Annotated in this window: 8 protein-coding genes; 2 read left to right on the forward strand and 6 right to left on the reverse strand. The window is 48.2% G+C overall.

Annotated features, from left to right (window positions below; translation table 11 throughout):
- Positions 1–188: 188 nt before the first annotated feature.
- Positions 189–1208 carry an IS110 family transposase gene (locus IO95_RS17020; protein ID WP_023492247.1) on the forward strand — a complete coding sequence of 340 codons (1020 nt, stop codon included), beginning with the start codon at positions 189–191 and terminating at the stop codon, positions 1206–1208.
- A gap of 675 nt (positions 1209–1883) precedes the next feature.
- Here the strand turns inward: IO95_RS17020 and arcC are convergent.
- The 5 genes from arcC to ygeW all read right to left on the reverse strand — a co-directional run bounded on the left by arcC (position 1884) and on the right by ygeW (position 8133).
- Complete coding sequence (gene arcC / locus IO95_RS17025) at positions 1884–2816, reverse strand: carbamate kinase (protein ID WP_023492246.1); 933 nt, start codon at positions 2814–2816, stop codon at positions 1884–1886.
- 109 nt (positions 2817–2925) lie between these two features.
- Entirely contained in the window at positions 2926–4326 is a 1401-nt protein-coding gene (gene hydA / locus IO95_RS17030; RefSeq protein WP_023492245.1) for a dihydropyrimidinase, read from the reverse strand.
- Between the two features lie 58 nt (positions 4327–4384).
- The gene (locus IO95_RS17035; RefSeq protein ID WP_023492244.1) at positions 4385–5599 is read right to left on the reverse strand and encodes a YgeY family selenium metabolism-linked hydrolase; all 1215 of its coding nucleotides are present in this window, start codon (positions 5597–5599) and stop codon (positions 4385–4387) included.
- Positions 5600–5677: 78 nt separating this feature from the next.
- Positions 5678–6871: a diaminopropionate ammonia-lyase gene (gene dpaL, locus IO95_RS17040; protein ID WP_023492243.1), complete on the reverse strand. Its 1194-nt coding sequence runs from the start codon at positions 6869–6871 to the stop codon at positions 5678–5680.
- A gap of 74 nt (positions 6872–6945) precedes the next feature.
- Complete coding sequence (ygeW, locus tag IO95_RS17045) at positions 6946–8133, reverse strand: knotted carbamoyltransferase YgeW (protein ID WP_023492242.1); 1188 nt, start codon at positions 8131–8133, stop codon at positions 6946–6948.
- A gap of 455 nt (positions 8134–8588) precedes the next feature.
- Here ygeW and IO95_RS17050 point away from each other — a divergent pair, with 455 nt between their 5' ends.
- The gene (locus tag IO95_RS17050) at positions 8589–10364 is read left to right on the forward strand and encodes a sigma-54-dependent Fis family transcriptional regulator (protein WP_023492241.1); all 1776 of its coding nucleotides are present in this window, start codon (positions 8589–8591) and stop codon (positions 10362–10364) included.
- Positions 10365–10471: 107 nt separating this feature from the next.
- On the opposite strand, the gene IO95_RS17055 is transcribed toward IO95_RS17050, so the two are convergent.
- Positions 10472–11776 carry an NAD(P)/FAD-dependent oxidoreductase gene (locus IO95_RS17055; protein ID WP_023492239.1) on the reverse strand — a complete coding sequence of 435 codons (1305 nt, stop codon included), beginning with the start codon at positions 11774–11776 and terminating at the stop codon, positions 10472–10474.
- Between the last annotated feature and the right edge of the window lie 382 nt (positions 11777–12158).

Raw genomic sequence — 12158 nt, forward strand, 5'->3', positions numbered from 1 at the left:
CCGTGCTGAAGAGTTCACAGTGGTTGACGCCATTGAAGGCGCTGAACGCAGCTACGGCACATAGGCAAACTCGCCAAGGATGGCGAGTTTAGGCGAGACAGACAAGGATAATGAGATGGACGCTCCAACTTTTACGGCATCAAAGTGCCAAAATGTGAGCGTGAAAACTCAAAAGAAGGAGCGTCCAAATGAAAGTATCTACCCTCGGTATCGACTTGGCAAAAAATGTTTTCCAGCTTCATGGCGTTGATCACAATGGCAAGACGGTTCTGAAGAAAAAACTGACTCGCGATAAATTCGTGCCTTTTATCATGCAACTGGAACCTTGCCTTATTGGGATGGAGGCCTGTGCTTCGAGTCATCATTTCGCTCGGGTGCTGACTCAGTTTGGCCATCAGGTCAAATTGATGCCACCGCAATATGTCAAACCCTACGTCAAAACCAACAAGACCGATGCTGCTGATGCCGAAGCGATTTGTGAAGCAGTTACACGTCCCAACATGCGCTTTGTGCAGGTAAAAACCGCTGAGCAGCAGGCAGTTCTTGCTTTGCATACCGAGCGAGACATCCTCATTCGGGAACGTATCGCCTGTGTAAACAGCCTACGGGCTATACTGGCCGAGTTTGGCCTCATTATGGCAGTTGGTCGGAAAGCGTTTAATCAAGGTATTCCCGATATTCTGGAAAATGGGGATATCGAGCTATCGCCATTTATTCGACGCAGTGTTGCTCGTCAGTTTGAGCATATCCAGTCGTTGGAAGACCAAGTCACCTTGATTGAGCAAGAGCTCAGCCAGTGGGCGCAGACCCAGCCAGCCTGTCAGCGGGTAATGAAAGTGCCGGGTGTCGGGTTGCTGACCTCGACCTATCTGGTTGCGTCGGTTGGTAACGGACAGCAATTTCATTGTGCGAAACAGTTTTCCTCCTGGCTGGGCCTGACACCACGTGAACACTCCAGCGGTGGTAAACAGCGGCTAGGCAGCATCAGCAAACGAGGCGATGGCTACTTTCGATATTTGCTGGTACACGGTGCCCGTGCTGTAGCCTCGGTGATTGAACGCCATAAAGAAGACATGCCGTGGTTATTTGCCTTGCTGCAAAAGAAAAACTACAACGTAGCGGTGGTGGCGCAGGCGAGCAAAACGGCACGTATTCTGTGGTCAATGCTGGTGAAAGAAACAGAATATCGACCCGTTATCACCCATTGAGACAAGCTCAAAGGGTGATAACGGGTCAGCAAGAGTAAAACGCAGTCCGGTAGTTGCATGTGTAATCAAGAAGATGGCGAAACAGGTAAGACCGCAGGTGAGACAATCCGATACAGACGAGGGTATTTTGACCCGTAAGGATGTAAGGAACTCACCTGGCGGATTTCATCATGGTTCGGGTCACAACAAGCACCCAGAAAGAAACCGGATATATGGCTGCAATACCTGTTCACTTTTTTCAAGAAAACACTCGCATTATCGGGAGCGTCCATATACGTCTGTAGCAGCCGGCCGTGATGTGCCGTAGCGTAGTGAGGGGAGTCGCGCAGCGACCGACTGATTTGGCAAAGGCGCGGGTTATTAGGGGCCACGCCTTTGGCCCCTAATTCGGTCGCAGACGCAACTCGTTCATGGGATGAAAAATGCATGGCGACCGAAATATGCCACGATAAAAGCAAAATTAGGAACGAACCAAGTCATTGCCGAAGGCCATATAATTGGTAAAGGCGCGGGTTATTAGGGGCCACGCCTTTGGCCCCTAATTCGGTCGCAGATACAACTCGTTCATGGGATGAAAAATGCAAGGCGACCGAAATATGCCACGATAAAAGCAAATAGCGACCGAAATTTACCACGATAAAAGCAAATAGCGACCGATATCTAACACCCCCACCACTAATAGCTAATTACCGTCCCGGTTTTCCCTTCAATCCCTTCTTGGGCCTTGCTTAAGACCGTAATCAGCGCCTGACGCCCAGGTTTAGACTCGGCAAAAGCCACTGCGGCTTCCACTTTCGGCAACATAGAACCTTTAGCAAAATGCTCTTCGGCAATAAAACGTTGTGCATCACTCACACTCAATTTATCTAGCCACTGCTCATTCGGCTTGCCAAAGTTAATCGCCACTTTCTCTACAGCAGTCAGGATGATCAACATATCAGCATCGATCATCTCAGCCAGTTTGGCGCTCGCCCAATCTTTATCAATCACCGCGCTGGCACCCCGCAGGTGATGCCCCTCTGCTATTACCGGGATACCCCCACCACCAACGGTAATCACCACCTGCCCAGCATCCATCATAGTGCGTACTGTTTCTTTCTCCACAATATCCACTGGCTTAGGTGAGGCAACCACTCGACGATAACCCCGCCCGGCATCTTCCTTCATGTTATAGCCGTTCTTGGTCATCACCTTGGCTTCTGCCTCCGTAAAGAAGGAGCCGATGGGCTTAGTGGGGTTAAGGAAAGCCGGATCATCGGCACTGACGATCACCTGGGTAATCAGCGTTGCCACTGGTTTGTCGATATTACGATCCAGCAACTCTTCACGTAGCGCATTTTGCAGATCATAACCAATGTATCCCTGGCTTAAGGCAACACAGACTGACATAGGTAACATCGGCGTATGGGCTTCAGTTTTGGCGGCAGCCTCAAATGCCAGGTTGATCATCCCCACTTGCGGGCCATTACCATGAGTCACCACCACCTGATGGCCGTGGGCAATTAAATCAACGATCGCCCGTGCCGTGGTTTTTACTGCCTGCATCTGTTCTGCCAGACCTTCCCCCAATGCGTTGCCACCTAGTGCCAATACTATTTTCTTCTTCATGCTGAACCTCGTTTTAGCTCAATGTTAGTTCCGCCTAATCTGTTCCTTTAGGGGAGAGATAATCCATAAATAAATATTAATAATATGATCGTTCAGATAATTACCTTCGTTATCCCATTTTTGCGGCAATCTCGGCATTAAAGGGTCGGCGGCGCAAAAACTGCCCATATCCCCGTCGGCCGGTAAACTCACCATTGCGCGCCACGATTTCACCCCGGCATATCGTCAACACCACCGCACCTTGGCAATGGAAGCCCTCATAAGGGGAATAATCTGCGTTATCATGCAACTGGTTATGGCTGATAACCCTGGACTGGCGCGGGTCAATGATCACCACATCCGCATCCGCACCCAGGTTTAAACTGCCTTTACGTGGCCATAGGCCAAACAACCGCGCCGGGTTACTGCTGGTGAGCGCGACAAAACGCGAAGGTGAAATTCGACCGCTCATCACACCATGGGAAAATAGCAGTGCCATGCGGTTCTCGACCCCGGGCAGGCCATTGGGGCAGCGGGTAAAGTTGCCTTGTGACATTTCTAACCGCTGATGATAAGGAAAACTGCAGTGGTCGGTGGCTACCGTATCAATAGATCCATCGGCAATGCCCACCCATAGGCGATCCACCTGCTGCTGATTGCGCAGTGGTGGACTAAGAATGTATTTCAAACCGTCTTCACGCAGATAACACTGCTCATTAAGCAACAGATACTGCGGGCAAGTTTCAACCCAGACCGGTTGCCGCTGCCTGCGTGCCAGGCGCAAGTAGTCCAGCCCTAACGCACTGGATAAATGAACGATATAGAGCGGTGTATTATCAGCCAACTCGGCCAGGTTAATCATCCGGCTAATCGCTTCCGCTTCACACTCCACGGGGCGACTTAAAGCATGATAAATCGGTGCTGTTTTGCCCGCCGCAATCAGCGCCGCTCGGCGAAATGCAATGGCGGCATCATTTTCTGGATGAACCGTCGTCAGTGCCCCCACCTGCTTTAATTGCCATAAAGCGCGCAAGACATCCGCATCATCCAATTTGTAGAGATAGGTCAGATAGAATTTGAAGCTGCTGATCCCTTCATCATGGACCATGCTATTCATTTCTTTCAGAATGCCGTCATTAATATGCTGGATGACGCCGTGAAAACCATAATCGATGACTGCATTACCCTCGGCATACTGATGGTAGACATTGAGCTGATGATGGAGTGAACAGCCTGCGGGGCCAAAGCCCATATGGTCGATAATGGTGGTGGTACCGCCACAGGCTGCCGCACGGGTACCACTGTAAAAGTCATCGCAACTGCGTGCTATGCCGACATCAATATTAAAGTGGGTATGGACATCAATGCCCCCGGGCATCACATAGCAACCAGAGGCATCAATCACCTCGCAGTGAGCATCGGGCTCAATCATGGCGTCCCGTTGAATAATCACGCCATCTTCAAGCAACAAATCTTGCGAATACTGCCCTTCGCTATCCACCAGAATGCCGTTCTTGATGAGTTTTTTCATCGCTGGTGCCCCTGAAAAAAACAGCCCCGGCAAAAACTGCCGGGGCAAGGATCAACACTTACTTCAGTTCTTCCAGATAAACCAACGGAATTGCCGCATACATGGCAGCACAGGTCACCAGATGCTCTTTCCAGGTTTTCTCATTCGGCGCATGGGCTTCAGGCTCTTTACCTGGACCAAAACCGATCACTGGAATACCGTGACGCCCCATGATGGATACGCCATTGGTGGAGAAAGTCCACTTGTCCACCACCGGTTTTTTCTTGAACAACTGCTGATAGGCTTTACTTAATGTTTTCACCGTAATGTGGTCTTCTTCTACTTTCCAGGTAGGGAAGTAACATTCAGTTGGATAAACCAGACCGGTGTAAGAAGGACGGTCGTAGTTATACATGGATACGGTTGCTTTAGCGGCTTTCACTGCCGGTAACGCACGGATCTCGTCCAAGGCCCCTTCCCAGGTTTCACCCCAGGTGAGACGGCGGTCGATGGATACTGCACAGCTATCTGCTACGGCACAACGGCTCGGAGAGGTGAAGAAAATCTCGGAGACCGTCAGCGTTCCTTTACCCAGGAAATCATCATGGCCCAAGTTGCCCGCTAATTCCTGCAACTCATTGAGGATCGGCCCCATTTTGAAAATCGCATTATCGCCACGCTCTGGTGCAGAGCCATGGCAACTGATGCCTTGTACATCAATGCGGATTTCCATACGGCCACGTTGCCCACGGTAAATCTGGCAATCGGTAGGTTCAGTACTGACGACAAACTCCGGACGGATCTTGGATTGCTCAATAATATACTGCCAGCACAGGCCATCGCAGTCTTCTTCCTGCACAGTGCCGGTGACCAGCAAGGTATATTGGTCTTCCAGCCCCAAGTCCTTGATGATTTTACCTGCATACACCATGGAAGCCATACCGCCTTCCTGGTCCGATGCACCGCGACCCCCGATAATTTCATCATCTTCCATCCCTTTATAGGGATCGAAATTCCAGTTTTTAATATTACCGATGCCGACGGTATCAATGTGCGCATCCATGGCAATCAGGTGCGGACCATGGCCGATATAGCCCAAGACGTTGCCCATCGGGTCAATCTCAACTTTATCGAAACCGACTTTTTCCATCTCTTTCTTGATACATAGCACCACCAGCTTTTCGTCACAACTTTCACTGGGAATAGCAATCATATCCCGCAGGAAACGCGCCATCTCATCTTTATATTGGTAGGCTTTTTCTAACACCATTTCAAAAGGAATTTGCTTGGCCATTATGTTCTGTTCTCCAATCTTTTATTGCCTCTCGTCCATACGAGAGATGACATAATCTGAGGGTCCCGCTGCTACTTTTCACACAGGACATTTCCCTTCCCATACCACTTCGCGATAATGCTTAACGTCGGTGTCGCCTTCCGTACTGATCAACAAGACGACGGATTGACTATTGAGGCCGAGCCTTTCCATCAGTTCTTTCCGCTGTGGGCTATAGTGCACCGCAGCCAGTACCCCAAGCCCAACCGCGCCTGACTCGCCAGAAATAATGCGCGGGTCATCACCCAGTGGATTGCCGAGAACGCGCATGCCTAATGCCGCCACGCTATCCTGACAAGAGATAAACTGCGTGGCGCAGTTACGTATCAGCGGCCAACCCAGCGGGTTAGGTTCTCCACAGGCCAACCCCGCCATAATGGTGGCCATATCGCCACCGACATTAACGATTTCGCCTTTGACGCCAGAACGATACATACAATCAGCCAACTCAGGCTCTACGATCACCGAGTGCAGTTTGTCAGCACCAAACACATCCACCAGATAGCCCAATACGCCCCCGGCCATAGCACCGACCCCCGCTTGTAAAAACACATGGGTTGGCCGGTCAATTTTCATCTGATACATCTGCTCGATCGCTTCATCCGCCAAGGTGGCATAACCTTGCATAATCCAGGTGGGGATCTTGGTATACCCTTCCCAGGCGGTATCCTGTACCACTTCCCAACCCCGCTCTTTGGCGGTTTTCATGGTCAGCCGCACGGTATCGTCGTAGTTCATGTCAGTAACGATACATTCCGCACCAAGATTGAGAATATGGTCGACCCGCTCCTGAGCAGAGCCTTTTGGCATATACACCACGGCGTGTTGCCCTAATTGTTTGGCTGCCCAGGCAACCCCCCGACCGTGGTTACCATCAGTGGTCGTGGCGAAGGTCATTTTCTCGTTCAGTGAGGATTTGAATTTTTCAAACGAGAAAGTGCTGATATCAACGTGATACTTTTCACATAACAACCGGGCGATAGCATAGGCACCACCCAGCATTTTGAAGGCATTTAAACTGAAACGTTTGGATTCATCTTTTACCAGAATTTTCCGCACGCCAAACAAATCAGCAAGATCATTCAACGCGCATAGTGGTGTAGGCTGATATCCGGTAATTTTTTTATGAAACTCCCGCGCTTTCTGTGCTTCCGCGCGTGAGAACAGTGGAGACGTTTCTCCGTTAAAATTACGGTTATCCTCAATATCCATTTTCAATGAAAAAACCGACATAACCTTACCTCCTCTGGTCATATTGACAGTTCATAACTCAGGAACACCCGCAGGTGTTCCTGACCAGAGCTGGTTTATTTAATGCGTTTTTCTGCTTCTTGCAGTAATTGATTCAACACCAGACCTGGGTTGGGGAATTTGCGCGCCATGATCATCGCGGCGATGATATAAGGCTTCCAACTGGCTTCCTTATAGGTGGCAATGCGGTACTTCTCAAACACGCTGGCGCAAACTTCACCTTCACGACAGGACACATCGGTGATATCCGCTGGCAAGCAGTGCATATACAGCGCTTCACCGCCTTTGGTGAGCTTCATCATCTCTTCGGTGCAGTGCCAGTTTTTGTGATGGGCATTCTGTGCCAGACACTGTTTTTCCAACGCTTTCAGGCCATCATGGTCATTGGCACGCAACAGGTCAGTACGTTGTTCCATCACCTTATAAGGTGCCCAAGATTTAGGATAAACAATATCCGCCCCTTGGAACGCTTCTGCCATTGATGTCACCTGTTGGAAACTGCCACCAGAGGTTGCTGCATTATTCTTGGCAACTTCGATCACGTCAGGAATCAGATCGTAACCTTCAGGATGGGCCAACGTGACATTCATCCCAAAACGGGTCATCAGACCAATAATGCCTTGTGGTACTGACAGCGGTTTACCGTAGCTTGGTGAATAAGCCCAAGTCATGGCGATTTTCTTGCCTTTCAGATTTTCCAGGCTACCGAAATGCTCCTGCAACCAGGCCAGATCAGCCATTGACTGAGTAGGGTGGTCGATATCACATTGTAAATTGACCAGTGCAGGACGTTGCGGCAGAACACCTTTTTCAAAACCTTCGTCCAGTGCTTCACCCACTTCACGCATATAGGCATTACCTGCCCCCAGATACATATCATCACGGATACCGATAGCATCTGCGCAAAATGAAATCATGTTCGCTGTTTCACGCACGGTTTCACCGTGGGCGATCTGGGATTTACCTTCATCCAGGTCTTGCTGTGCCAAACCCAGCAGGTTGAGTGCTGACGCATAGGAAAAACGGGTACGTGTTGAGTTATCACGGAAAACTGAAATACCTAAGCCACTATTAAATACTTTGGTCGCAATATTCTCTGAACGCATGGTTTTCAACGATTCAGCCAACTTGAGCACCAATTCCAGCTCTTCACGGCTTTGCTCCCAAGTCAACAAAAAGTCCTTTTGATGCAAATTGGACTTTAACGTATTCATTTCCTTAATCAACTGGTTAACTGTTTTCATCTTTGCCCCTAAATAGAGAGTGTGATTTATTGTGCGATATGACAGGTCTATATCCTACTAATGACAAATACGCTTTTACTGCCTCTGTTAAAATGCTTTCAATAAGCATGCCAAGAGACTCAAAGCGGTCAGAAATAAAACCTAATCAGGGGTTAACGTGATTATCATCACAAAAAAATGCAATTTACGATGATATTTACCGATTGTTTTTCACAAAGATTGAACACCGAAGGTCATTATAAGAAGCCGAGCTGGGCATTGGTTATAATTTTATCCACTGATATCGCAACCAAAATGATAGAGACAATCAAGAATTATCATTTTGATAATGAAATGTGATGCTAACTACATAATCTATTTTCTGTCTCAGACTTATCTGGATAGCTATCAAATTACACGGGTCTGTAGTGTACTATTGTTTTTTTCAATGATGAAAAAAGCGAGAGAGAGGCGTAATGATAGAACCCACCAATGTCCAGTCTGCACTTATGCAGATCCAGCCGACAATTTTACGCTTTACGAAAATGCTCTCCAGTGTACTGCTGCTAGAGGTTGAAATTGTCGACGACAACCTGGTTCGGGTGGCTGGTACCGGTCCCTATGGAAAACATTTTGGTATGAAACTTGGCAGCAACTCGAGACTGCTAAGTTATGTTATTGAGACAAAAAAAGAAAAAATCGTCACTCGCTCAAAGTTTGACCCAGTCTGTGATGGGTGTAGTAATAAAGATGAGTGTCAGGAAAAGGCATTTCTCGGCATCCCCATCATCTTCCAAGGCGCTTGTATCGGCGTGATCAGCCTGGTGGCCTTCAATCTGGAGCAGCAACAGCGGTTGCGGGACAACTTGCAGGAATTTTCCGATTACGTGAGAAATATATCCAACGTTTTCGTTTCCAATCTGCTGGAGTCGCAAAATAGTAGCAATGGGTTAAATAAGGTGCTCTTCAGCCTGATTGAAAATATGGACCAAGGGGTGTTAATTCTCGATGAGAAAAGTCAGATTAAATTTGCCAACTCAATGGCATTGAAGCAGTTTAATCTGGCCAAAGAAAACTTTATAGGAAAAACTCTCGATATCCGCGCCCTTACCTTCCGACAGAATTATACCAGTGGGCATTTACAACACATCATCTCTTTCGATGATAAACAGGAGATTATGATTGGTCAGTTACATCAGATTCAAGACCACCAATTATTCTTGATGGCGTTCCACCAGTCACATTCCTCTTTTAATGAAAGAGTCGGTGATATAGACCCGCGCATTGAACATCTAGCGGGTGAAAGTAAACCCATGCGTTTACTGAAAAACCTGCTTACCCGTATCGCGCCCAGCCCGTCAAGCGTATTGATTGTTGGCGAAAGCGGCACCGGTAAAGAAGTAGTCGCCCGGGCGATACACCGGTTAAGTCATCGTAGCGACAAGCCTTTTATTGCCATTAACTGTGCCGCCATTCCAGAGCAACTCCTTGAGAGTGAACTGTTTGGTTATCTGAAAGGGGCATTTACCGGCGCGTCCACCAATGGAAAAGTGGGGTTAATCCAGGCGGCTAATCATGGCACACTTTTTTTAGATGAAATTGGCGATATGCCATTAATGTTACAGGCAAAGTTGCTACGCACGGTTGAATCCCGCGAAGTTTTGCCCATTGGTTCCAGTAAGCCGATTCCCGTGGATATCCGCATTATTTCTGCTACCAATCAAAATCTTGAGCAGTTTATTGCCGAAGGGAAATTCCGCGAAGACCTCTATTACCGTTTGAATGTTATTCCACTCACCCTACCGCCGCTGCGTGAACGGAAAGGCGACATCGAATTACTGGCGCATTACTTCCTCAGTTTACATACCAAAAGGATTGGTATTAGCTATCCAGGCATCGCCCCTGAAGTGCTCAAGCTGTTACAGCAATATCGCTGGCCAGGTAACGTGCGTGAACTCAGTAACTTAATTGAGTATCTGGTCAACGTGGTCCCCAGTGGTGAGATCATAGACACTTATTTGTTACCACCTAATATCACCCGCGGTCAGCACGTGGAGCACCCACGCCCCTCATCGGTTCATGAAGTGATTGAAACCTGTGAGAATAGTGACACGCTGGGTCTGGAGAATATGGAAAAATTGATGATCGAGGAAGCGCTCAGCCAGTATTCCAATAAAAAGCTGGTTGCAGAAAAGTTGGGTATTGGTATCGCGACCTTATATCGCAAAATCAAGAAGTATGAGTTGCAATAACCGCCAAGCCACGCAGTCAATCTACGTGGCTTGATGGATAATAAAGTGATTTTTGAGTCTGCACGCTGTCGGGGATAACGCCGACAGCGTGCATGGTGATGGGTAACTCAGTGCATTTTCAGCCTTGGCCGTATCACCCGATTAATCCCCCCCACCAGCATCATCAAACCGGTTTTAGTGTAACCATGTAACGCAACCTGATGCATGCGATAAAGTGAAATATAGACCACCCGTGCAATGCGACCCTCAATCATCATTGAGCCGCGCATCAGATTCCCCATCAGGCTGCCCACAGTACTAAAACGGGAAAGAGATACCAATGACCCGTGGTCCTTATAGACATACGGTTTCAGTGGTTGATTATTCAACTGCGCCAAAATATTGGTATAGCAGCGCGACGCCATCTGGTGTGCAGACTGGGCACGCGGTGGAACAAAGCCACCACCCGGTTGAGGGCAGGAGGCACAATCGCCAATAGCAAAAATATGGGGGTCGCGTGTGGTCTGTAAGGTGGGTTCAACCAGCAATTGGTTAATACGGTTGGTTTCCAGACCCGCAATCTCTTTCATAAAATCAGGTGCTTTGATACCCGCCGCCCAAACCATCAGGTCGGCATTGATAAATTCGCCACCTTTGGTGCTCAAGCCCTTCTCATCAGCGCAAGTCACCATGGTATTGGTCAATACTCGCACCCCAAGTTTGCTCAACTCTTGATGTGCCGCACTGGAAATACGCGCAGGTAACGCAGGGAGAATACGCTCACCCGCCTCCACCAAGGTCACATTCAATGCGCTACTATCGATCCCTTCAAAACCATAGCTATGAAGCTGTTTAACCGCATTGTGTAACTCCGCAGAGAGTTCAACGCCGGTAGCCCCACCGCCGACAATGGCAATATTAACCCGAGCTTTATCCCCGGGTTTGGCTGAAAACTTAAGGAACAGGTTTAACATCTCATTATGAAAACGGTGTGCCTGATGTGGATTATCCAGGAAGATGCAGTGATCTTTCACCCCTGACGTACCAAAGTCGTTCGAGGTGCTGCCTAATGCCATCACCAAAATGTCGTAATGTAATTCACGTGCCGGAACCAGTTCTTCACCGTGTTCATCGCAAATTTGCTCCAACTGTAACGTCTTATTCTCACGGTCAATATTGACCAGAGCACCGAGTTGGAAGTTGAAGTAATGGTTACGTGCATGGGCTAAATAACTCAATGCATCCACACCGTCATCCAGAGAACCGGTAGCCACTTCATGCAACAACGGTTTCCATAAATGACTATGATTGCGATCAACCAGCGTGATCTCCGCTTTGTGCTTACGGCCCAGTTTGTGTCCCAGACTGGTGGCGAGTTCTAATCCACCCGCGCCGCCCCCAACAATAACAATTTTCTTGCTTGGTGTTGTCAAAATAACCTCCAAAATGTGAACCAATTGTTCTCTAAGCGTTAAAAATAATCTTCTTAGAATACAGTACGTTCACTTAAATCAATGCAATCATCTAGGTTAAGAATAACACGACAGGTTATTTGGTCATACCAGAAATTGACATACATCAAGTTTCAATGAACAAACAATAGACAGGGTGATTTTTTACGATTTCAACTCAATGAATTAGCCGTCAAACCGACTGGGGATTATCTTGGTAGCTCCATGATGAACAGGCAAAAACCGACGCCCGCAAGCGATGAAGACTCATCGTAATATCAGGGTAAAGAGGGAATCAGGAGGATAACATCAGAGCGCCAGCAGATTTGTCCCTCATCCACCTCATCGTGGCTTATCGGGACAT

Source organism: Serratia sp. DD3 (assembly GCF_000496755.2).